Genomic DNA, 23,940 nt, shown 5'->3' on the forward strand with positions numbered 1-23,940 from the left:
GGAATTTTTCTTACCTTTGCACCGAAAAGAGAAATTTGTAAATTGTAAATGATAAAATTGTAAATCACATGATTACTATTGAACAACTTAAAGACGTGAAAGAGCGCACTGATGCGCTGAGGAGGTATCTTTGACATCGACGGGAAGAAAATTCAAGTCGAAGAAGAGCAACTAAGAACGCAGGCGCCGGGATTCTGGGATGACCAGAAGAAAGCGGAAGCCCAGATGAAACTGGTGAAAGACCTGCAAAAGTGGATTGACGGCTATAATGAAGTCAAGACACTGGCGGACGAACTGGAACTGTCGTTCGATTTTTATAAAGAAGAATTAGTGACTGAGGGAGATGTGGACGCGGCTTATGCGAAAGCCAGTGAAGCGGTAGAAGCACTCGAACTCAAGAATATGCTGCGTGATGAAGCCGACCAGATGGCCTGTGTGTTGAAAATCAACTCCGGTGCGGGTGGTACGGAAAGTCAGGACTGGGCATCTATGCTGATGCGTATGTATCTGCGCTATGCTGAAACGAACGGTTACAAGGCTACTATTGCCAACCTTCAGGAAGGGGATGAGGCAGGAATCAAAACCTGTACCATCAATATTGAGGGAGATTTCGCTTATGGCTATCTGAAAGGAGAGAACGGCGTTCACCGTCTGGTGCGTGTTTCTCCGTACAATGCGCAAGGCAAGCGCATGACATCTTTTGCTTCCGTGTTTGTCACTCCGTTGGTGGACGACAGTATCGAAGTGAATATTCTGCCTGCCTGCATTTCATGGGATACATTCCGAAGCGGTGGTGCCGGTGGTCAGAACGTTAATAAGGTAGAATCCGGCGTTCGTCTGCGCTATCAGTACAAAGACCCTTATACGGGAGAAGAAGAGGAAATCCTTATCGAGAATACCGAAACTCGTGACCAGCCGAAGAACCGTGAGAATGCAATGCGCCAGTTGCGCTCTATCTTATACGATAAAGAATTGCAGCACCGCATGGCAGAACAGGCGAAAGTGGAAGCCGGTAAGAAGAAAATCGAATGGGGATCGCAGATTCGCAGCTATGTATTCGATGACCGCCGCGTGAAAGACCATCGTACCAACTATCAGACTTCGGATGTAAACGGAGTGATGGATGGTAAAATCGAGGAATTCATCAAAGCCTATCTGATGGAATTTTCATCGCAGGAATCATAAAAACAAAAATTAGCGAGTGTTATTTTTGGAAAGTTAAAAGATTTGTTTTTACTTTGTTAGCGTTGAACTTTAAAGCTAACATTATGGGTAAAAGTAAGAGAAAAGTAGCACATAGTAAGAAAGAGGAGGAGCAGGCCCAGCGGGTAGTCAAGATAGTATTTGTTTCACTCATTATTTTGGCGCTGATTATGCTGATCGCATATTCCTTTTTCGGTTGATTGATTCACCACAGGTTACACAGTTTTGCATGGACGGGGACACGTTGATTGTCGACGGTGAATATCCATGCTGACGAGGGTAGTCCGTGGTGAATTCTTTTTTTGTACCCCCTTTGTTATCCGTGTAACAGTATTGTAACCTTTCTGTAATTTCACCGTATCTCTTTTGTAATCTCTCCGTATCCTGCTCATTGTACCTTTGCCGCGAATTAAGTAGCAAACAACTGAATGAGTAGAATTACAACAACCGTCGCCCTGCTTTTGATGGCGACAGCAGCCTGCGGACAGGCTAAAGAAGATGCCGGGGATGGCAAACAGCTGGATAAGCAGATCATGGAACTGAAAGATTATTTGCCTGAAATTCATGGAACGATCCGGGGAAAATATGAGTTCCAGACAGAAACCAACGAAAGCCGTTTTGAAGTGCGGAATGCCCGCTTCAGTGTTTCGGGAAATGTACATCCGATTGTAGCCTATAAAGCGGAGATCGATTTGTCCGATGAGGGGTCCATCAAGATGCTTGATGCGTATGCCCGTGTGTTTCCTGTCAAGGACCTGAATTTTACGATTGGTCAGATGCGTGTACCTTTCACGATCGATGCCCATCGTTCTCCCCATCAGCAGTATTTTGCCAATCGTTCGTTTATAGCCAAGCAGGTGGGCAATGTGCGTGATGTCGGCTTCACCGGTTGTTATACACAAAAAGAAGGTCTTCCTTTTATCCTTGAAGGTGGATTGTTTAACGGCTCCGGACTGACTAATCAGAAGGAATGGCATAAGACCTTGAATTATTCGATAAAAGCACAGTTGCTGCCTAATAAAAATTGGAATCTCACTTTGAGCACTCAAATGATAAAGCCGGAACATACCCGTATTAATATGTATGATGCCGGCATCTACTATCAGAATAATCGTTTTCATATCGAAGCGGAGTATTTGTATAAAATGTATGGACACGAAGCGTTTAAGGACGTTCATGCGGTCAATAGCTTTGTGAATTATGATTTGCCGTTGAAAAAAGTATTCAATAAGATTTCTTTTCTGGCCCGTTATGATATGATGACTGACCACAGTAATGGGCTGGCGGACAGTGAGACAGGTGTTTTGAAGATAAACGACTATGCCCGTCATCGTGTGACAGGCGGTATCACGCTGAGCCTTTCCAAAGCTTTTATTGCCGATCTCCGTCTCAACTTTGAGAAGTATTTCTATCAGAAGTCCGGAGTTCCCAAAGAATCGGAGCGTGATAAAATCGTTATTGAGTTTATGACGAGATTTTGATTTTTAATTATCTTTGTGCTATGGCACAAGAAATAGAACGTAAATTTTTAGTTTCCGGTGATTTTAAATCCTTTGCTTTTGCGCAGAGCCGGATTATGCAGGGATATATTTGCAGCGCCCGTGGTCGGACGGTGCGGGTTCGTATTCGTGACGATAAAGGTTATCTCACTATCAAAGGTGCTTCCAACGAATCGGGTACCAGTCGCTATGAGTGGGAAAAGGAACTTCCCCTGTCCGAAGCGGAAGAACTGATGAAGCTTTGCGAACCGGGCATGATTGATAAGACCCGTTATCTGGTACGTAGTGGCAATCATATCTTCGAGGTTGACGAGTTCTACGGTGAGAATGAAGGACTTATTGTAGCTGAAGTAGAGCTGGGCACAGAAGATGAGGCGTTTGTCAAGCCCGGGTTTATTGGCGAAGAAGTGACCGGAGATGTACGCTACTATAACTCTCACCTGATGAAAAAACCGTATAAAACGTGGTGAATGTTAACAAATAAGCTGTATATTTGTTCTTAGTACTAAAAGAGCAGTATATGGAACAGTTGTACAATTATCTACCGAGGGAACTGATAACTTTCGTTCTGGTTACTTTATTTTCTTTACTTATCGGACTGTCGCAACGACGGATCAGTCTGAAGCGTGAAGGGGAAACAACTCTCTTCGGGACTGACCGTACATTTACTTTCATTGGTATTCTAGGCTATTTGCTCTATATACTCGATCCTACGGATATGCGTCTGTTTATGGGTGGTGGCGCTGTACTCGGTTTATTGCTGGGCTTGAACTATTACGTCAAGCAGTCTCAATTCCATGTCTTTGGTGTAACGACCATTATTATTGCGCTGATTACTTATTGTCTGGCTCCTATTGTGTCTACCCAGCCTTCCTGGTTTTATGTGATGGTGATTGTGACGGTGCTTTTATTGACAGAGCTTAAACACACCTTTACGGAGTTTGCCCAGCGGATGAAGAACGATGAGATGATTACATTGGCAAAGTTCTTGGCTATCAGTGGTATCATATTGCCTATGTTACCGCACAAGAACCTGATTCCGGATATTAATCTCACTCCTTATTCTATTTGGCTGGCGACGGTTGTTGTCTCCGGTATCTCATATTTGTCTTACTTGCTGAAACGCTATGTGTTTCATGAATCGGGAGTATTGGTTTCCGGCATTATCGGTGGATTGTATAGTAGTACTGCCACGATCTCGGTATTGGCCCGTAAAAGCAGAAAGGCTTCCGAGCAGGAGGCGAACGAATATGTAGCTGCTATGTTGCTTGCGGTCAGCATGATGTTTCTGCGTTTTATGATATTGATTCTGATCTTTAGCAGGGAGATATTTACATCTATCTATCCTTATCTTTTGATTATGTCTGTGGTAGCTGCAGTTGTTGCGTGGTTTATCCATTCCCGTCATCGACGCTCCAAGGATATGGCCGATGAGTCGGAAGATGAGGACAGCAGTAACCCGCTCGAATTTAAAGTTGCTCTGATTTTTGCCACTCTCTTCGTTGTGTTTACAGTGCTGACACACTATACTTTGGTTTATGCGGGTACAGGCGGATTGAATCTGCTTTCTTTTGTATCCGGACTTAGTGACATTACTCCTTTTATCTTGAACCTTTTGCAGAATACAGGGAGCGTAGCTGTACTGGTTGTTGTGGCTTGCAGTATGCAGGCTATTATCAGTAATATTCTGGTGAATATGTTTTATGCTTTGTTTTTTGCAGGGAAAGGTAGTAAGTTACGTCCCTGGATTTTGGGAGGATTCGGGACGGTGATCGGGGTAAATCTTGTGTTGCTTCTGTTCTTCTACTTTATTTAAAAAAGATTCATTAAAAAAGGCATCTGAGAAACAGATGCCTTTTTTAATGAATCTTTTTAGAAATCAATATCGTTCATGCTATTAACCAATAACTGATATTTAATATATCCTCCACTTTTAGAAGAATATTTGGTATAAATAGCGGTGATACTACCTTCAGCACCGTCTGCAGGCAGAGGCTGAAGTGCGAAGTTTGAATATCCGCTGACACGCAGGATATAGTTTCCACCTGTAGATGTCGCATTGTCATAAGCAAACCAGGAAGAACCATAATAGCGATTACCTCCATAGCTGTAAGCATAGGTTGGAGTCAATCCTTCTTCTGCATAATATTTATTTTCATATACAGCGGTGGTTGAACCGTTCGGGTAAGTTGTTTCCAGATATTGAGGATACTTGTCGCCGTCGTATGTGCCTTCTTTGTAAGTCAGTCCTTCGAAACGTACCAAACGTCCTAATGCATCATCATTCAATGCTGTTTTATAATTATTTTCATTGATAACCAATATGTCGTCTTCTGTCAGACTGCCGAGTTCACCTTTGAATACATGTTGATCTACAAATAAGGTATTCTCGAGATTACGGTTTGCATAACCTTTGGAAATGTCTTCTGCTGTCGGCATTCCACCTACACTTAACATATAACGATAGCTACCGATAGCCAGACCTTTGGTTTTAACAAAGAGAGTCTGCCCTACGTGAAAATAAACATAGTTGCTAACCATCAATTTCAGTTCAATGGCTGATTTGGATGATTCATCATAGATGTATACTGATTTGTATACATTACCGGCTTGGTCGCTTGAGATGACTTTTCCGCTGATGACATAGTCTTCTGTGATTTCCAGAGTTTTTCCCAGACTGGCTGCACCGTTTCCGTATTCTTTATAGAAAAGTTGCTTAAAGTCCTTGATGGAGATTAGTTTGCTATTTGAGAAGTCTTCTTTTGTCCAGACTTTGGCTGGAGCAGGCTCTTCAAATTCGTTGTAGCAGCTACTGAAACCGAGCACTACTACCGCAAGCATAAATAATTTAAATATTTTGTTCATAACTGTTCTTTTTACTTATGATGTCCTTAGAAACGGAAATAAATGTTCATGTAATAGGTTGTACCGAACATATAGAAATATTTCGAATCAAACGGTTGGTAAGTTTGATAACTTTCATCCTTGTTCTTTAGCAGACGAACTTGTTCATAACCGCCGGTCTTGATATTCTGGTTGTTGAGCAGGTTCTTTACTTCCAGGCTGAAACCAAGAGTATAGGCACGGTTAATGTACCAGTTCTTACCAACACTTGCATTTAATACGCAAGCCGAGTTGAATTTCTCCTGATTACGTAAAGTTGCGATGTCTTCTGCAGTCATTCCCGGAGTCAGTACGGCGTCTGTACGATAGAGCGGACTCATAGATAAGTACATATTATTATAATAGTTCATATCTAATGACGCGAATATGTTTTTAGGACCGCGGTAAGACAAGCCTACGTTCAGTGCAGTTTGCGGAGTGCTTTCTACACGGAAGTTCTTCCAGTATACTTTACCTTGGTTCTTGATTTCTCCACTATTATCCTGAATCTGTACATAATCCGGGTTATTGTCATAAGTGAATTGTCCCCAGCTGATGGCTGCATTCAGAGAAAGTCCTGCATAGATAGGTACAGAAGCTGCTGCTTCAAGTCCGAAGTGACGTTTGTTGATACCGCTCATTGCAAAGTTGGAGAAGGTAGCTTCTACGTCATCATAGTAAGAAAGCACTTTGGACTGATCCATAAACTTCGTGTAATATCCGGAGATACGTGCTTTAACATCACCCCAACGCAAGTTGTAAGAGGCATCTATACCAAATACCTTCTCACTTGAAATACCCGGCGTCGCAGAGTTACGTGTACGGGGAGAAACAAATGAAGCCTGGAAAGCAGGAGCATCCTGCATATAGATGATGTTGGCATCAATAGAATGGGCAGCAGAGAACTTATAGCTGAAGTTGGCTTTCAGTTTATAAGTCAGGTAATTCTGCTTTTTAGAGTCTCCTTGAGAATTGTCAAGGAACAACCCTTTTTTCCAAATACCATGACGCCACAGAGTAGTATGTCCGAGTTCTCCACCCAGATTGACTCCAAAGTTGCCGAAGTTTCTGCTATATTGTGCCCAGGCGCGTGCGTTGATAATATTTCCGTAGTAGTCGTAGCTGTATTTATCACCCTTCTTGACAGCTTGGGCATGACCGTACTTATCATAGTACTCCATGTTGTTTTGGTAAAGGATTGGGTTCATACCACCCATGTCACGTTCGGCAAACTTGTCTACGTCTACCCAGTAATCACCACCCAGCAAATCTTTCACTTCGCTATAGTATTCTGTGCGATTACGACGCAAGTTCAATCCACCGTTAATTTTAGAATTGTCACGGAAGATATGAGAGAATTGTGTGTAGAGATTCCAGTCTATCTGATCGGCATGGCGTTCTTCAATCATGTTGATGGCACGATGACCGGCTCCATAGGTCGGGTTCTCTTCCTGGCTTTGGTTGATATGATACAAGTTGTCCCAGTTGATGTGGCGGATGTTATTGGTATTTCCCATCCATGCTTCATACAGTTGTGCTCCGACGTAAGTATTGTTATAGAAACTGGGTAAATAACGGTAATAGTCAGGACGTGGATCGGGACCACCGTACCAAGTCAGCGCAGAGTAACCGTTCTGCCCGAAACGTACAGAGGTTGCAACGTTTAATTGTGAACGGTCATTGATGTCGAATGTATAATTCAACATCGTAATAGGTTCATGATAGCTGCGTACACGCGCGTTGACACGCTTTCCATTCAGCCAACCCCAGTTTGGATTGTAGTAGTTGTTGCCTACTAAGTCGTAGACTTCCTGGGTAGAAGCTTGTTGTGCACCACGTTCTGTGGGAGCACCCAGGATGCTTAATGCCAAGCGGTGTTGTGAATTGAATTGCTTTTCTACAGCGGCAAAATATCCGAAGGCATTGTAGTACACACCGTTTACATAAGAGTTTCCTCCCTGACGGGTTGATACGGAGAAGGCATAAGACCAGCCGTTATCCTGTAATCCGGATGCATAGGTCAGCATACCGCGGAAGCGGTACATGGAGTTACCGTTAACTACGCTGGCGCGAAGACCTTTGCGCATCTGTGAAGGACGGGTATTGATATTTGTTGTACCTGCGATACCGCCGATACCCATATCCCCCATGTTCAGTGCAGATGTGACTTCTTGATTACGAGTCGCATCATTCAAGCCGCTCCACAAAGACCAGGGAGTATATCCTGTCATTGCGTCGTTCAGTTGAATGCCGTTCATATAAACGTCGGAGTATTGAGAATCGTAACCACGTACATTGAAACGCATTTCACTGAATTTGTAGGAAGCGATGTTATTGAATACGTCTTTTGATGCGGACAGAGACGAGGGGAGTGATTGTGCATCCTCCAGCGTTTCTGTGTCAAATTCGGCAAAGATAGCATCGTCCATTGTTGGAGCAACGTTTTCAGGGATCAAAATGACGTTATTGAGATCTCTGATCAACTTATCTACACGGACAGCCAGAGTTAAAGGTTCGAACTCTGCAGCTTCGAAAGACAGCGTGTATTCTCCTTTTGCCAGGTTTTCGATAACGAAGTTACCCGACGCATCAGTCTTGGTTGTTACATCTCCCGGGGTTAATGTCACTTTTACGCCGTCTATGGCCGCACGTGTCGTACGGGAAACGACTTTACCTTTGACTCCACCATTGTTTTGTGCAAAAACAGTGAATGACATCAAAGATAATACCATGAATAGGATTGTTTTGATTTTCATATAAACTTATTTTTTTATTTACCTATATAGATATATACGGGGAAGTGGTCACTGTAACCTCCCTGGAAGTTATTACCTACGTATGTGCGCAATGGATATCCTTTGTATTGTCCTTCTTTCTGCACCATATAAAGTTGCTTGAAGATATTTCCATAGAATTTAGATCCGGGAGCTTTCTGCAATTTCAGCTTTCCTGTCGATCCTTTTGCTAAATTCTCGGATACTACAATATTATCAAAGATATTCCAGGCATCTCCGTAGGCTAGTGTTCCGTATCCTGCTTTGAGCATATCGGCATAAGGAGCGAAGAAGTCGCCTTCCTTCAAATCTTTCAGTTTGAATTTGGCTCCTAACCCTTGTGCTATACTTTTGTCGGTCGGATCATCATTGAAGTCTCCCATCATAACCACTTTCGTGTTAGGATTGGCCTTCATTACAGAGTCTGCAATGCTGCGCATCTGTTCGCCTACAGCGATACGTTTAAATTCCGAAGCTTCTTTTCCTCCCAGGCGTGAAGGCCAGTGCGCTACCATAAAGAAGAAGGGCTCGTTTTCAATCGTTCCCCAAAGCGTCAGGATATCACGGGTTTTGAAGTCCGGAAGTGAAGGGATGACTGTTCTTACAGCTTTTTCTCCTTCTATTTTAAACACATCGGGACGATACAGAAAAGCAACGTCTACACCGCGGGCTTCAGGAGAATCGAAATGTGAAATCCGATAGTTTGCCGGAGCCAGTTTGCGGGTTGCGATAATATCTTCCAGTACACTGCGGTTCTCTACTTCCGATACACCGATAATTACCGGATAATCCTTGTTGATAGCTGCAATATCGAAGAATACACGTTCCGTGTTAGCCAACTTCTTATTGTACTTGGCTGAGTTCCATTTCTTAGGACCTTCGGGAGTAAATTCATCATCGTGAACTTCCGGATCATTGATTGTATCGAAGAAGTTCTCAAGATTGTAAAATACAACCTTATACGGTTTCTGCGCAAAGCTGAACGATATCAGCAGCGCAAAGAGCGCGGTTACTAATAACAGTTTTTTCATAAGCTAGCTTATTAGTTAATCCCCCATTGAGTGGGATTATTTTGTTGTTTTACACTGTTGGATACTTGTGGGAAGAAGGTAAATCCTGTCATCTTTTCGATGTCTGCTACAGAAGTACAGATAGACTTAGGAGGTTCAATGTTTCCATATGATTTGTGATCTACCCAAAATCCTATTGATATCAGTTCACTGTCTGAACAATCTTTGATGTTCTTTCCTGTTTTTCCACTCTTCGTACGCAGAAGTACTTTGAAGTAGTTTGTAGGAACCGGAACTGTATTTCTTGCTCCATCTGTAGTGGTGGTTGCACCTGCCCCAAAATATGCGCCGGTAACTACATACAAGGTATCAGAACAGTTATTTGCTCGAACTTTTGTTTCAAGTTTTGCCCACATATCCTGATTCAAACGATTAAGCTGCGGGGTCATATTAGACATATAGAAGGTTTGAGCATTCATTTCGTCTGTTCCTAAGCGATCGGCTGATGGAAGCTGGTGACCACGGTCATAAGATCCTCCATAAGATCTTAATGTACAATCAGCCTGATAACTTTGAGGAATGATAGGATCGAAGGCCCAACGGTCTGTACGTTCTCCTGAACCTTTGAGGTATGCGTTATGTATTGGATAAGCTACCCACAAAGCTGCTTTCTTAGTCTTATCAAAACAAATGGAATAATTACGTATTGTCTTGTTATTTAAAAGAGCATAATGAGTTACATACTGATAATTAGCATTTTCCTTGAAATCAGGTACTTCAGCCCACAGGTTAAAAGCAGGTAGGTTCTGTTGTGATTCAGATAATTGTACTAAATCAAAGACTTTCGCCTCTTGGTCTGCAAACTGGAGTGAAACTTTTGCTACACGTTGTTCTTTACCTGTATTGCTATTATAATACACGTATAAAACATTGAGTCCGTCTTTTATTTCTCCGGATTTAGAGGATAAGGTCAGATCATTGCTACTGAAAGAACACCATGTTGTGCCCTCAGTGATTTCTGCATTCCATATTGTTCCAGGAGTACCTGTGATGATTATAGCAGACGATCCAGATGCCGATTTTACAGTGGAGGAAATTTTCCAGTAGGCATCACCTGACTGTGACGAGCCTCCACCGTTGGAGTCATCGTTGCTACATGCTGTCATTAATAAAATGAGCACTGATAGCAATAATGATGTATAGTATTTGGTGAATGATATCATTTTAAGATATATATTTAGAGACAAGTAACTCTTGGCAAGTATTACCTGCCAAGAGTTTACTAATTTCTATCAGATTTTAATATAATTGGAATCCACACATTACACCTCGAGCTTTGGCTCCATTCCCATCAAAATTAGCATCAGTTGCAATTGTGATTGTTGACTCAGGTGTTAAGTCTGTAAGGTTAAAAGTGTAATAGTCTGAATCAGTAAAGGTTACAATGAATGTTCCAGTTCCTGCTACACCAGTATTTGGCTCTGCTGTAATATTATCATCACCTGACACACTACCACCTCCATTAACTTTTATATAAACAGTCATTGTCTCTTTATTCCATGCGCTAGCATAGAAAGACAATTTTTTGTTGCCACTGATTCCTAAAGCTCCTGTTGTAAATGTTCCACTTTTTTTGCTGGTACCCAATTTCAGTCCTTCAATAGTAGTTTCATTAATAGATAAATCTTGAGAGTAGGCATTTGTTTTATCAGAACCTTGAGCGAATAAGAAGGGTGTCATGGAAGTATAAGTTCCTTTTGTATCACTTCCTCCTTTTGCTGAAACTTTTATAGGCACAGTAACACTATTGCCATTAGTAATGCTGATGGTGAGGTCTTGCTTAACATCATCACTGCTTTCGTTAGCATTTGATGTAACTATTACTTTCCCATTTTCGAGTTTTGCAGATAAAATACCGCTTAATTGGCTTATTGCAAGTGTATTACTGCCTTGATTAACAGTCGTTACTTCAATTGTTTGACTTCCACCTATAGAAGAAAAACTAACAGAAGATGGATCAACCGATACAATCATTGGTTTATTGGAAGCGAATCCGCTCACGTCTTCAAGATTACGAGGTGCCAATTGTCCTGCACTTTGGTAGATGGAAGCAATACCCGTCATTGATGCTGTTGTTGCTGCATATGGCTGATTATCGAACGGAGTTGCGTTCTTGTTTATATTGACAGTGAATGATGTCCCTGCAACATTGAATGTATGATTTTTGCCAGCACCAGCATCTTTCCACACTCCTCCTGTTGCAATATTGACATTTTCAACTGTAACAGGCATACATACAAATGCTGCTAGTTGAGATAAAGTGACTTTTACAGGTGTTACGGCATTGTTTGCAGAAATAACCTCAATATTATCTGCACTGAATCCTTCAACTTGAGGTACATCATAACGTTTATATATTTTGGCTACATCTTTTTGTAATGTTACTTTAATCTCTTGACCTAATGCATACTGAGTTACATCTATTTGGTTGTTATATAAAGAAAGTGCATTACCCGCTGTGGTAGCTCCTTTGGTCATCAGATAAAGAGTACCATAAGAGTAGTTCTTGCCTGCAGGATCACCACAAATAATACCTTGAATTACATAGTTTTCATCTACAGCTGTGGAAGTACTTGTCATTTTTGTTACTAAGTCTGCTATAGAAATAGGAGTTGCAGTAGACTCGGTAGCAACAAATGTTTTAGGCTCACCGTAAATAGTACTAGATGCAGTTGTTGCATAAGCACGGAATGCATATTGATTGTCTTTAGTCAGATTAGTAACAGCTACTGTCCAAGGATTTTCTTTTACCGATGCGGCTGTTTTAGTTGCTTTTGTCCAATCAATATCTGTTACAGTTCCAGTACTGAATTCAATATACTGTACACCAACTTCGGTGGCTTCAGAAATTTCAATATTAGCAACTGAACCACCTAATGTTGCAGTAGTAGCTGTGATGGCTTTTGCATCTGTGGTTGTTACTTTAGGTTCTCCTGCTGTTCCAAAATCAATTTCAGTACCACCAGCACCTGTTGCCAAAGTGATATCATCTAAACGAATAGCTGAAGCATCTAAAGCTGTGAATCTGATATATAGGTTTTCTGGAACTTGTTTTAATGTGAAGTTTGCTGTTGCAAAAAACCAATAAGGATAATCGGCATCGCCATTATTCTTAGTATATGTAATTGGTACCCAAGCCGTACCATCAGCACTTAATGCAACTTCAAATTTGGAAACATCAAAGGTATTGTCGTATGTTCCGTTATTGTTCACAGAACGGCTGGCTCCAAATGTCAATTGCAGATTCTTTTGTCCGGAAGTAAGCGTGATAGTATTAACATTGAAGCTTGTAGGAGTTTTGCCGAAAAATACAACGTTAGGTCCTGATGCACCTGCATAAGCATCTGTATTTGCTAATCCACTATTACGGACTGAAGCATTTACGCCTGTATAAGTAACGGATTCTGAACCGATCCCTGTTTTATTCCATCCTTCGTATTTGTCAACAAAAGGCCAATTTGTTTTATCAAGCTCAATTGTACCAACATTGTCGTTGTAGATTACTACAGATGGCTCTACGCTTCCGCTCGTAATCTTAACAGTCTCTGACATCAACACACCCACTTTGTTTGAAATCTCAATAACAACGCTGGCTTCATCATTAACGTTTTCCGGAATGCTAACCTGAATAGTAGCAGAACCTTCACCTTCATATTTTGATAGAGTAACCCATGATTTGTCATCCTTTACTGTAGCTTTCCAACTACGGTTGGTTGAAATGTCAAAAGAAGCTTGGCTTCCGTTGGCTGGTTGACCGTCTAAGCCGAAAATCAAGGTTGTAGGCGAAACTTCGAGGTATGGAGCCTCGGTATCATCATTGTCGTCAACGCAACTTACGAAAGCTGTGCTAACCATTACAAGCATAAGCCCGTAGAATAACTTCAGAAAGTTCAAATTTCTCATTTTGTTGCTTTGTTAATTAATTAATAAAATTTTTGTGAATCATTTATCATTTTGTTCTCTCTCGATAATAATAGTTTAGCAAAGTTATTTTTTTCTATGAAACGTGCAAAGTTTCTAACGTCTTTTTCATATTACAACTGTGTTAAATTTTAGTGACTTAAGAACCGGTAATGAGGTGATTTTCGACATTGACGAATAGATTGATTCTTTTTATCTTCAATATATAACATTGTGAAAGAATTTAGAGATGTTTATTACTTTTTTGAAAGATTTGCATTATGCCTTTATTGGACTTGCACTTGTTAGCAATTGCACTGTTTACGGAGTATTAATAGAAATATTTTTGAATGGACTTCATTTATAATTTGATAGATAGAATCTTAATGGTATAAATTTATTTTAATATTTGGATGCTGAAATACCGTATTGGGAATGAATGCGTCTTTTTACTTTCATCTTGATGGTGGAATCTTATTGTATAAACTATTTATTTCTTCTTTTGTGCTCTGATTGCCGAATGTTTTGTGATGATCTTGTTGCTCTGATCTTCATCCACAATTTCTCCCACCATCCACTTTCAGCTTTACTTAGCGTATCAGAAGTTATCGTGATTATCTTTTCTCTCAACTTGTTCTGTTCGGTTGCCATCGCATACTGCTTTTCCAACACTGAAATTCTACGCTTTTTGCATTGAAGGTCTTGCTCTTGTAGCTCAATGACTTCAAGATAAACTTTGCATACTTCGGATTGGTTATTGCAGAGCTGTTCCAGCGTATGAATGTAGTCTTTAGTGGGAAGGGTTTCGTGCCAACACAAGAATTTCTGAAGGCTCTTTTCGTCGATGATAAGAGTAGTCTCTGTGAAAGATGCGGTGATTGCTTCCATTTCTGCCCACAAACAGATGTCTTCTTCCTTGACTCCGTACTTGTGCGCCGCTTCGTCTATGCTAATCCATTTCGGCATAGTGTTTCTTTGTTTATGCGTTTAACAAAAAGAGCGAATAACTCTTGCCAAGCATGGTGCAACAAGCATCCCTGCATTTTGCTTTCTAGTCGGAGGGTTATGGGGTATGGGGATTATGTAGGGGAACCGACCGGATACAAAAAAGACATGGATGCTGTTGAACCATTATCCGGTCTTGAGGTCTTAGCAAAACCTTTAGAAAGATAATGATAACAACAGACATCCACGTCAATCGTTTATATATAACACATCTATAACTGATATGTTGATATACAGCCATCCACGTGGAGTATCTGTTGTATCATCCCTCTTCTAAATGAAATTGCTAAGTTTCAAGACCGAGAGATAATACGTTATTTACTCCAATTAAGTTGTAAAAACCACTACCTGCTTATTACATCTCGCTGATGCGCAGAAAGTGTACAGCAAAGATATATGTTTTTTCGGAATAAAGTGGGAGAATGGGAATAAATAAAAGAAGTCTGGTATTTAGAATGATTTTTTGTGTTTAGGCGATGTTATTTCAAGGTGTTGTTTGCCATTAATATCACTTAGCACATTTATCTCCTTCGTAAAGCAACGCTTTGTATCTTCAAAAGCTATGCTTTATGGTTGCTAAAGCATTGCTTTAAATAACCATACGGTAGATGTTACGAGTGTCGTCTTCACCTTCACTTTTTCCTTTCAACCTTTTATTTATCAGTGATCTCGGGTGAAGGGGCGGCTATTCACCTAGTGAGTGGAGAAAACATTGTAAGTGTTTGAAATAAACTATCAATGGTTTGAAACAAACATTGGGAAGAAAAAAATAATCTATTAGCATCTTTTTATTAGGTTATAGCTAATACGAATATCATTATAGCAAAAACAAATTAGCTTATAGCAAAGTGAACGATGTCTTTATGATTACATATGAAAATTGGGTGAAGGATCGGTGAAGGGCGACATGTTTCACCCGTTATCACTTATGAATAAAAGGTTTCGAAGAAAAGGTGAAGGCTACCCTTCTATTTGAAAACTTATAGTATGATGTATAAAAGTATCATGGCTTTGATGGGAAGGGGGCATTGCAGCGCAAGAATTTCTGACGTTATACAACTCATACAAGTCACTTGGTATATGGTTGATGCAAACTCGAGAGAAAGGGAAATCAAGGTGATGCCTGCATGGAAGTGGATGTTGCAATAAAATAAAAAACGATTCTCAGATATATCAGGAATTACTTGATATTAATGCCAAATGAAATATGGGTTCTAAATATAATATCTTTTAGTGTACAACTTAATCTCTTTTAGTGAATGAATTAATTCGTCCGCCTATAGGCAAAGTTGCGTTTGCCTATAGGCAACCTTTCGTCCGGCTATAGGCGGACGAAAAGATGCCTATAGCCGGACGAATTAATTTATGAATGCGGTGACGTTATTTTCTACAGAGAAAACCTTTATTCAATTATGCCGTTGTTCTTAAGATTTTGAAGATGTATTTATATTGTGCAGCCAAGAAAGACCTCTGCCATTCTATGGCCTAGAAATCGGTTTCTCTTTTCGTATAATCTTTTTTATCTCTTCTTTTACGATTCTTAACTCCGAAGATTTCGTAACAATAAAGAAACCATCTACTTTTACCCCGTATTTGTAAGAAATTGAAAGAAACTTCGTCTAATAAACTAAAAACTAAAACGATTCCGGACATGAAACACAGATTGTTGCTACTATTACTATTCGTAGCCCTTGTGATGACAGGTTGGGCACAAAACTCCGCTACGCCATCCTATACTGTCAAAGGGGTACTTTTGGATTCACTGACTCAGGATGGAGAACCATACGCTACTATTAAGATTACTAAAAAAGGAGCACCGGACAAGGCTGTCAAGATGGCGGTGACGGGTGCCAATGGTAGGTTTCAGGAGAAACTGAATGTAGGTGCGGGAGATTACGTCATTACTATTTCTTCGATAGGCAAGGCCCCCGTCACGAAAGAGTTCACTTTGAAACCATCGGTTAGAGTCATTGATTTGGGGACAATGCTCTCCGCTGAGGCTAACAATGAATTGAAAGGAGTGGAAGTCGTGGCGCAAAAGCCTTTGGTCAAGGTGGATGTAGACAAGATAGAGTATAATATTGAGGATGACCCCGACTCGAAATCAAACAGTATATTGGAGATGCTTCGAAAAGTGCCTTTGGTGACGGTGGACGGAGAAGACAACATACAGGTGAATGGTAGCAGCAGCTTTAAAATACACGTCAACGGGAAGCCCAACAATATGATGAGCAACAACCCGAAAGAGGTGTTGAAGAGTATGCCCGCCAATTCCATTAAATATATCGAGGTGATAACATCGCCCGGAGCTAAATATGACGCTGAAGGAGTGGGAGGTATCTTGAATATCGTAACAGTAGGCGGTGGATTCGAAGGATATACGGCAACATTCCGGGCAAATGCCAGCAACTACGGTGCCGGTGCCGGCGGCTACGCAATGGTGAAGCAGGGGAAAATGACTGTCTCTGCCAATTACAACTTTAATTACAATGACCGGCCCCGTGGATATTCGGACAGCTACCGTGAGAACTATGAGTCGGATACGGAAAAGTATCTTGAATCAAACAGCAGTTCCAAGTCGAAAGGCAACTTCCAGTATGGAAATCTGGAAGGCAGTTATGAGATTGACACCTTAAGGCTGCTGACGGTGGCTTTTGGAATGTATGGCAGCAATAGTAAAAATTATGGCGATGGATTTACCACCATGTATGGCGCTAACCATGAGGACATTGCCTACAGCTACCGGACCGGCAATCATGGAGATGGCTCCTGGTATTCCATCAATGGAAACATCGACTATCAGCGCACGTCCAGAAAGAACAAGCAGCGGATGATCACTTTCTCCTATAAGATCAATACGCAGCCTCAGACGAGTAATTCTAATACTGGCTATGAAGATATTCACGCCAAAGAGGAGGTGGATGACCTTGTGAAACGGTTGCTGTTAAAAAACAGCCAGTCGGACGGCAAAACCAATACGATGGAACAGACCTTCCAGGTAGACTATACGACTCCGATAGGTGAGTTGCATACCGTGGAGGCAGGTGCGAAATATATCTTCCGTCGCAATACCAGTGACAACAAACTTTATGAAGCAGCCGGAGGAAGTGATGATTATTTATATAACGAAGACCGCAGCAGCGACTATCGTCATTTGAATCATATTCTGGCAGCTTATCTCGGATATACGTTGAAATATAAGGATTTCACCTTCAAGCCGGGAGTACGCTATGAACAGACCGTACAGCGGGTGAAATATATCGTTGGACCGGGTGAGAATTTTCACACGAACTTCAGCGACCTGGTGCCATCCGTTTCTCTTGGCATGAAGCTCGGCAAGACTCAGAATATGCGTGCCGGTTATAATATGCGTATCTGGCGTCCGGGCATCTGGAATCTGAATCCTTATTTTAATAATCTGAATCCGATGTTTATCACCCAAGGTAACTCGAACCTGAAAAGTGAAAAAAGCCATGCGTTCGACTTGTCTTATAGCAATTTTAGTGCGAAGTTCAATATCAATGTGTCGCTGCGCCATTCTTTCAACAATAACAGTATTGAGAATATAAGCCGATTGATTACGGCACCCGAAGGGGAGATGTTTGACAATGATCCCACGCACATAGCACCGGAAGGGGCCTTGTACAGCACTTATGCCAATATAGGAAAGAGCCGGAACACAGGAATGAGCTTGTATCTGAACTGGAACGCGTCTCCTAAAACGCGCCTGTACGTCAATGGCCGTGGAAACTACAGCGATTTGAAAAGTGAAGCGCAGGGATTGCACAATTATGGATGGAACGGTTCTTTCTATGGTGGCGTCCAGCATACTCTTCCGTTGAAAATACGGTTAAGTCTGAATGGTGGCGGTAGTACTCCTTATATTAATCTACAGGGAAAAGGTTCCGGCTATTATTATTATAGTTTGGGTGCGAGCCGTTCTTTCCTGAAAGATGAGCGTTTGAGCCTGAATGTGTATTGCAGTAATATATTTGAGAAATACAGAAGCTATAACAATCATACAGAAGGCGTAAACTTCCTGTCGAAGAGCAGCAGCAAGTGGCCGAGCCGTAGCTTTGGAGTCAGTATCAGCTACCGGATTGGTGAACTGAAAGCCAGTGTGAAGAAAGCTGCCCGAAGCATCAATAATGACGATGTGAAAGGTGGTGGCGGCGAAGGCGGGAATACAGGTGGAGGAGGTGGTCAGTAGACCACTTCCACGCACGTTGTGATTTCTTTATTTCTGCCTTACATCCTGCTTATTGGTATTGAAACCTAACTTGGTAAGTCCTGCCTGTACATCGGGATGACTCATGAAGAGTTTCCATAACAGCCCTGTCCGGTAATTCTCGATCATGACTGCAATTGGTCCCTGGTCGATGGCAAGGTAACGTTGCGGATACCAGTTGTCTGTTTCGCTGAAAGCATCGTAGAATCCGAAAGGACCGAAGACTTTGTCCCCCATATTATACAGGTGGCGCATCACTTGCATCGAATATTCCGGTGTATAGACGATGGATGAAAGGGCGGCGGTGGGAGAGATAACCCCTTTGTCATCCTGTTCATTCGGTGAATGAGCAGCGTATCCATCGACGGAATAGCTGGCGGTCAGTCCCCAGCAGTCCGGTCCGAAACCTTTGTAGTGTTTGGGGTTGCGGATGCAGTAAGCACGGTTCACTAATGTCAGATTGCGCATTTCGTGGAAGTAGCTGGGACAGTATTCGTCTTTCAGACCGACGGGGTCGAGTCCGAGGAAGGAGTATTGTGCCCAGAAAAGCGGTCCGGCTTCCGTGCCCTGATAGCGGAGATGCAGTTCGATGCCTTCCACTTTATGCGGGGAGACGATAGCTCCGTTCTGCGCCCAGCCATCGTGATAGACGGCTGCCGGTACTCCGTGGGTAGGAGAGGCTGCGGCGAGGATATACATAATCATACATTCGTTGTACCCATGTATGGGGAAGTCCATTTCCCAGCCATAGGTGGGGCTCCAGTGCCAGTATAGCACATTTTGGTCACCGTTGCGGTACCAGTTCCAGTCAACGTCTTTCCATATTTGGTCAATGCGTGCTGCCAGTGCTTTTTCTTTCTCATTACCGTTGATGTAATACTGGTGTACGGCGAGCAGTCCTTGCATCAGGAAGGCAGTTTCTACCAAGTCACCTCCGTTATCCTTCTGTCCGAAAGGTTTCACCTTTCCCGTATCGCCATACCACCAGTGCGGATATGCTCCGTGAAAACGGTCCGCTTTTTCGAGGAAGGAGACGATGCGCTCCATTCGTGCCAGACCTTCTTCGCGGGTGACGTAACCCCGGTCTATTCCGGCAAGGATAGCCATGATGCCGAAGCCGCTGCCGCCGGAAGTGACTACATTGGCATCATTCTGCGGGTATACCCCGTCTACATGATACCGTTCGGGGGCAAGTCCGCTGTTGGGCTCGGCACCTTCCCAAAAGTAGAGAAAGGTGCGGCGCTGAACGGTGTCCATCAGGGCGTCGTCCGTGAGCTCGGAACTGGCGGTGGCTGGTCCGCCGGTCTTGTTTTTGCAGGCTCCTGCTGTCAGTATCAGGCAGAGGAGCGAAATATAGAGAGATAATTTTTTCATTGATTGTGGATTTAAATGAGAGAATAAAATTTAGGCACGGATTACACGGATTTCACGGTTTTAAGAGATTTCGCAGTTAAAGACCGTGTGAATCCGTGTAATCCGTGCCTATTGTACGATTTTTATTTTAGCGTGAATCGTGCGGATTTCACGTCCCGACTGTTTGTTCCGATCATTACTTCAAATTCACCCGGTTCTGCTACTAGTTGCAGGTCGTAGTTGTAATATCTCAGCATTTCCGGCGCAATCTTAAACTTGACAATTTCCGACTGTCCCGGTTCAAGGAATATCTTCTGGAAGCCTTTCAGCTCTTTCACCGGACGGGTAGTGCTGCCGACGAGGTCACGGATATAGAGTTGTACTACTTCCGATCCCGGCCATGTACCGGTATTGGTGACCATTACTGCTGCCGTCAGTTCTCCTGTCATGTCGATGGTCGAACGGCTCAGGTCGATATCACCGTAAGAGAAGGTAGTATAAGACAGTCCGTATCCGAACGGGTAAAGCGGTTCATTGTCCACATCCAGATAATTGCTGCGGAACTTTTCGAACCACTTGCCTTGTGCCAGCGGACGTCCCGTATTCTTATGTGCATAATACAGCGGAATCTGACCGACATTCTTCGGGAAACTCATTGTCAGTTTTCCACCCGGATTGACATATCCGAAGAGTGCGTCGCCGATGGCATAAGCAGCTTCGCTGCCTCCGAACCATACGTTCAGAATAGCAGGTACGTGTTCCTGTTCCCAAGTCAGCGTCAGCGGGCGACCTGTGAATAATACCAGTACGACAGGTTTTCCGGTTTTAAGCAACTCCTTCAGCAGGTTTTGCTGTACATCCGGAATATTCAGGTCTGTACGGCTGCTGCTTTCTCCGCTCATCTCGGAAGATTCTCCGAGAGCCGCAATGATAATATCCGACTGATTGGCTACCGTCAATGCTTCGTTCAGCAATTGCTCGTCTGTCCGGTTGTCACGGTTCAGCGAACGTCCGAACATCGTGGCGCGTTCTTCGTAAGAGGCGTCGCTGATCAGATTGCTCCCTTTGGCATATAGGATGTTTGCTTTTCCGGCAGTCATCTCTTTCAGTCCTTCTACCAGTGACGGACATCGGTCGAGTACGGCAGCTACGCTCCATGTACCCGGCATATTTGTCCGGCTGTCGGCCAACGGGCCTATCACGGCGATGTTACCTTTCGGGTTAAAAGGAAGAAGAGGTTCGGCAGGAGTTCCCGGACGCAGGGTCACGTTGTCATTCTTTAAAAGAACAAAGCTTTCTGCGGCAATTCTGCGGGCAGCATCTCGGTGCGCTTTCGTAAAGATATCACGTGCGGGACGTTTTAAGTCGCAGTACTTGTAGGGATTGTCAAACAATCCCAGTTTATACTTTGCTTCCAGAATACGGCGGCAGGCAGTATTCAGTGTTTCCATAGAAACTTTGCCTTCCTGAATGGATTTCTTGAGTGTGCTGACAAAGCCTTCGCTCACCATATCCATGTCTACTCCGGCATTGATGGCACGTGCGGAAACCGTTTGCAGGTCGCCGATACCGTGGTCGATCATTTCGGAGATTCCGGTATAGTCGGTTACCACAAATCCGTTGAACCCCCACTGACCACGCAGTACGTCCGTCATCAGCCACTTGTTGGCGGTAGCGGGCACACCGTCTACTTCATTGAACGAAGCCATTACACTACCTACACCGGCTTCTACAGCCGCTTCGTAAGGTAGCATATATTCATTGAACATCCGCTGGCGGCTCATGTCTACCGTGTTGTAGTCACGTCCGCCTTCCCCTGCGCCATACAGTGCAAAGTGTTTTACGCACGCCATGATTTCGTCATTCCGCTGCATATTCTTTCCCTGATAACCGAGTACCATCGCTTCGGCGATCATGGCTCCAAGGAAGGGATCTTCACCGCTGCCTTCGGAAACACGTCCCCAACGAGGGTCGCGTGAAATGTCCACCATCGGGCTGAATGTCCATGAGATACCGTCGGCACTGGCTTCTATGGCTGCGATACGTGCCGATTCTTCTATGGCGGTCATATCCCAGGTACAGGATAATCCCAGCGGGATAGGGAACATGGTTTCGTATCCGTGAATGACATCCATGCCGAATAGCAAGGGGATGCCCAAACGGGATTGTTCTACCGCCTGTTTCTGCACATCGCGTATTTTTTCTACTCCTTTCAGATTGAACAAGCCTCCTACTTCGCCCCGTTTGATTTTGGCGGCGATGTCGCTGCTCTTGGCTTGTCCCGTGGTGATTTCTCCGGTGACGGGTAGGTTCAACTGGCCTATCTTTTCTTCCACCGTCATATTCTTCATCAATGCGTCGATGAAGCGGTCCATGTCTTGTGGCGACTTCTGCGCTGCCGCACTCAAAAAGCCGGCAGCGAGCAGCAGAAGTGAAAAAAATATCTTCTTATTTATCATATCGTTCTATCAGTTTGATTTGTATATTAATTAATAATCCGGATTCTGTACCAGTACTCCTTTGGACTTGTCAATTTCTGACTGAGGCAAAGGCAATAATGCGTTCTTATCCTGGTAGTTTACTTTTCCGGCAGCGTGCAATACTTCCGAGGCGATTCCCCAACGTACAAGATCGTAGAAACGGTCGGGCTCCAGCCCGAGTTCCACGCGGCGTTCGTGGCGGATGGCTTCCCGCAATTCTCCCTGATCGTTGGTCGTTATTTTGGGCAGTATATTCGTATTGGTGCCTCTGGCACGTGCACGTACCATTTCCAGATAATCCACCGCTTCTCCGGGGATATTCTTTTCGTTGGCAGCTTCGGCAGCCATCAATACTACATCCGAATACCGGATCAGGCGGATATTCACCCAAAAGCCTTTGTTGGTATATTCCTTACGCAGTGCGGGGTCGGTATAAGCTTTTTTGTTGAAGTAAGCTCCCATAGCCGGGGAGACGGGGGATTCACCATAAGGTTCGTTGGTGTTTTCCGGGGTGATCGGTTCATCGTCCGTTTTGCGGAAGTAGAGCAGGGTGGCGTTTTTACGCGGGTCACCTGTCTCGTAGGCGTCTGCCAATAACTGGGTTGCCATGTGCCATCCCCAGCCTAAGTCCCACTGACCGGCTCCGCGAATGCCTTGCACTTCGCAGAACTGGCTGCCGATAACGTCACTCTGTGGAAGGGCGGCAGTGGCGGTACATTGCAGTTCGAATATAGAACCGCCGCTGTTCTCTCCGTCGTCGGTGAATATTTCGTTATACGGAGTTTTCAGATTATATAAACCTTTGTTGATGACGTCAGTAGAGGCTTTGTACATATTGTCCCAGTCACTGCGCATCATATAGGTGCGGGCATGAAGTGAACGGGCAGCTCCCCAAGTCAGGCGTCCGGTATATTCGGTGCTCCATGTTTCGGGCAATGACTCTTCCGCAGTTTTCAGGTCGGTATCGATCTGCTCGTAGATTTTATCGGCGGTAGTCTTCGGGATGTTGGCTTCCGAGGCATCGTTGATCTTGTAAGTCACCAAAGGTACTTCGCCAAAGGCTCTCACTAGATTGAAGTAACAATAAGCACGGAAGAAAGAAGCTTCCCCTTTGTTGATGATATCTTCGGTTTCCGTTTGTCCGGCAGTCTCTTTCTCGGCAATGGCGTCGAGGATATCATTACACTGGTAGATGATGGCGTAATTCTTTCCCCAGTATGAACCTAGCAAACCGTTAGTCGGGGTGTATAAGAAGTCATCGTACATTTCGGCTACATCCGATCCGTCACTCGGAATACTTCCTTTCTCGGAGTCTTCGGAGCGTAGATAATGGATAGCAATGGCGGGAGTGCCGGCTGTGATGTCGAAACTTCGCATCATGGTATAGACATTGTAGATTTTACCGTTGACCAGCGCATTGGGATTATCGTCTTCGGTGAATTGTCCCTGCGGACTCCGGTCCAGAAAGTCGCTGCAACTGCTTATCAGCAGAGTGGAGGCGGCAATAAAGGTGGAAAAAAGATATTTATTTAGTTTCATACAATT

Annotated in this window: 14 protein-coding genes; 5 read left to right on the forward strand and 9 right to left on the reverse strand. The window is 43.4% G+C overall.

All coding sequences use genetic code 11. The features are described 5' to 3' along the window. Positions 1-68: 68 nt before the first annotated feature. The 4 genes from prfB to ACHLI0_RS15585 all read left to right on the forward strand — a co-directional run bounded on the left by prfB (position 69) and on the right by ACHLI0_RS15585 (position 4,518). A protein-coding gene (gene prfB, locus ACHLI0_RS15570) for a peptide chain release factor 2 (RefSeq protein ID WP_161800204.1) occupies positions 69-1,185 on the forward strand; the annotation gives its coding sequence in 2 pieces (ribosomal slippage) (positions 69-131 and positions 133-1,185; 1,116 coding nt in all). A 446-nt stretch (positions 1,186-1,631) separates the two neighbouring features. After that, the gene (locus ACHLI0_RS15575; protein ID WP_221656131.1) at positions 1,632-2,684 is read left to right on the forward strand and encodes a porin; all 1,053 of its coding nucleotides are present in this window, start codon (positions 1,632-1,634) and stop codon (positions 2,682-2,684) included. Positions 2,685-2,704: 20 nt separating this feature from the next. Continuing rightward, a complete protein-coding gene (locus ACHLI0_RS15580; RefSeq protein ID WP_048698949.1) occupies positions 2,705-3,172 on the forward strand; it encodes a CYTH domain-containing protein in 468 nt (155 codons plus the stop codon). Positions 3,173-3,222: 50 nt separating this feature from the next. Next, positions 3,223-4,518: an MgtC/SapB family protein gene (locus ACHLI0_RS15585; RefSeq protein ID WP_055220684.1), complete on the forward strand. Its 1,296-nt coding sequence runs from the start codon at positions 3,223-3,225 to the stop codon at positions 4,516-4,518. Between the two features lie 56 nt (positions 4,519-4,574). Here ACHLI0_RS15585 and ACHLI0_RS15590 read toward each other — a convergent pair whose 3' ends face one another. From ACHLI0_RS15590 to ACHLI0_RS15615, 6 genes are all read right to left on the reverse strand, one after another. After that, positions 4,575-5,567 (reverse strand): DUF5689 domain-containing protein, encoded by a 993-nt coding sequence (locus ACHLI0_RS15590; RefSeq protein WP_178067840.1) that lies wholly within the window; start codon positions 5,565-5,567, stop codon positions 4,575-4,577. 26 nt (positions 5,568-5,593) lie between these two features. Continuing rightward, the gene (locus tag ACHLI0_RS15595) at positions 5,594-8,341 is read right to left on the reverse strand and encodes a carboxypeptidase regulatory-like domain-containing protein (protein ID WP_490749615.1); all 2,748 of its coding nucleotides are present in this window, start codon (positions 8,339-8,341) and stop codon (positions 5,594-5,596) included. A 14-nt stretch (positions 8,342-8,355) separates the two neighbouring features. After that, positions 8,356-9,390 carry an endonuclease/exonuclease/phosphatase family protein gene (locus ACHLI0_RS15600; protein ID WP_178067835.1) on the reverse strand — a complete coding sequence of 345 codons (1,035 nt, stop codon included), beginning with the start codon at positions 9,388-9,390 and terminating at the stop codon, positions 8,356-8,358. An 11-nt stretch (positions 9,391-9,401) separates the two neighbouring features. Further along, positions 9,402-10,592 carry a DNA/RNA non-specific endonuclease gene (locus tag ACHLI0_RS15605; RefSeq protein ID WP_490749616.1) on the reverse strand — a complete coding sequence of 397 codons (1,191 nt, stop codon included), beginning with the start codon at positions 10,590-10,592 and terminating at the stop codon, positions 9,402-9,404. Positions 10,593-10,668: 76 nt separating this feature from the next. Next, positions 10,669-13,332, reverse strand: coding sequence for a DUF5689 domain-containing protein (locus tag ACHLI0_RS15610; RefSeq protein ID WP_490749617.1), 2,664 nt, complete (start codon positions 13,330-13,332; stop codon positions 10,669-10,671). Positions 13,333-13,815: 483 nt separating this feature from the next. Continuing rightward, positions 13,816-14,295: a hypothetical protein gene (locus ACHLI0_RS15615; protein ID WP_490749618.1), complete on the reverse strand. Its 480-nt coding sequence runs from the start codon at positions 14,293-14,295 to the stop codon at positions 13,816-13,818. Between the two features lie 1,690 nt (positions 14,296-15,985). Between ACHLI0_RS15615 and ACHLI0_RS15620 the strand changes: the two genes are divergently transcribed. After that, on the forward strand, positions 15,986-18,544 hold the full coding sequence (locus ACHLI0_RS15620) for a TonB-dependent receptor (protein ID WP_022472120.1): 2,559 nt from the start codon (positions 15,986-15,988) through the stop codon (positions 18,542-18,544). 27 nt (positions 18,545-18,571) lie between these two features. Here ACHLI0_RS15620 and ACHLI0_RS15625 read toward each other — a convergent pair whose 3' ends face one another. The 3 genes from ACHLI0_RS15625 to ACHLI0_RS15635 all read right to left on the reverse strand — a co-directional run bounded on the left by ACHLI0_RS15625 (position 18,572) and on the right by ACHLI0_RS15635 (position 23,934). Then, positions 18,572-19,936 (reverse strand): glucoamylase family protein, encoded by a 1,365-nt coding sequence (locus tag ACHLI0_RS15625; RefSeq protein WP_055229072.1) that lies wholly within the window; start codon positions 19,934-19,936, stop codon positions 18,572-18,574. Between the two features lie 122 nt (positions 19,937-20,058). Then, the gene (bglX, locus tag ACHLI0_RS15630) at positions 20,059-22,374 is read right to left on the reverse strand and encodes a beta-glucosidase BglX (protein WP_490749619.1); all 2,316 of its coding nucleotides are present in this window, start codon (positions 22,372-22,374) and stop codon (positions 20,059-20,061) included. 30 nt (positions 22,375-22,404) lie between these two features. Then, positions 22,405-23,934, reverse strand: coding sequence for a RagB/SusD family nutrient uptake outer membrane protein (locus ACHLI0_RS15635; protein WP_490749620.1), 1,530 nt, complete (start codon positions 23,932-23,934; stop codon positions 22,405-22,407). Positions 23,935-23,940 lie beyond the last annotated feature (6 nt).

Source organism: Bacteroides sp. RCH18, assembly GCF_058231005.1.

Excerpts from the sequence above, each read along its gene's own strand:
- ACHLI0_RS15575 (WP_221656131.1), top strand. The coding sequence starts at position 1,632 with ATGAGTAGAATTACAACAACCGTCGCCCTGCTTTTGATGGCGACAGCA.
- ACHLI0_RS15580 (WP_048698949.1), top strand. The coding sequence starts at position 2,705 with ATGGCACAAGAAATAGAACGTAAATTTTTAGTTTCCGGTGATTTTAAA.
- ACHLI0_RS15585 (WP_055220684.1), top strand. The coding sequence starts at position 3,223 with ATGGAACAGTTGTACAATTATCTACCGAGGGAACTGATAACTTTCGTT.
- ACHLI0_RS15590 (WP_178067840.1), bottom strand. The coding sequence starts at position 5,567 with ATGAACAAAATATTTAAATTATTTATGCTTGCGGTAGTAGTGCTCGGT.
- ACHLI0_RS15595 (WP_490749615.1), bottom strand. The coding sequence starts at position 8,341 with ATGAAAATCAAAACAATCCTATTCATGGTATTATCTTTGATGTCATTC.
- ACHLI0_RS15600 (WP_178067835.1), bottom strand. The coding sequence starts at position 9,390 with ATGAAAAAACTGTTATTAGTAACCGCGCTCTTTGCGCTGCTGATATCG.
- ACHLI0_RS15605 (WP_490749616.1), bottom strand. The coding sequence starts at position 10,592 with ATGATATCATTCACCAAATACTATACATCATTATTGCTATCAGTGCTC.
- ACHLI0_RS15610 (WP_490749617.1), bottom strand. The coding sequence starts at position 13,332 with ATGAGAAATTTGAACTTTCTGAAGTTATTCTACGGGCTTATGCTTGTA.
- ACHLI0_RS15615 (WP_490749618.1), bottom strand. The coding sequence starts at position 14,295 with ATGCCGAAATGGATTAGCATAGACGAAGCGGCGCACAAGTACGGAGTC.
- ACHLI0_RS15620 (WP_022472120.1), top strand. The coding sequence starts at position 15,986 with ATGAAACACAGATTGTTGCTACTATTACTATTCGTAGCCCTTGTGATG.
- ACHLI0_RS15625 (WP_055229072.1), bottom strand. The coding sequence starts at position 19,936 with ATGAAAAAATTATCTCTCTATATTTCGCTCCTCTGCCTGATACTGACA.
- bglX (WP_490749619.1), bottom strand. The coding sequence starts at position 22,374 with ATGATAAATAAGAAGATATTTTTTTCACTTCTGCTGCTCGCTGCCGGC.
- ACHLI0_RS15635 (WP_490749620.1), bottom strand. The coding sequence starts at position 23,934 with ATGAAACTAAATAAATATCTTTTTTCCACCTTTATTGCCGCCTCCACT.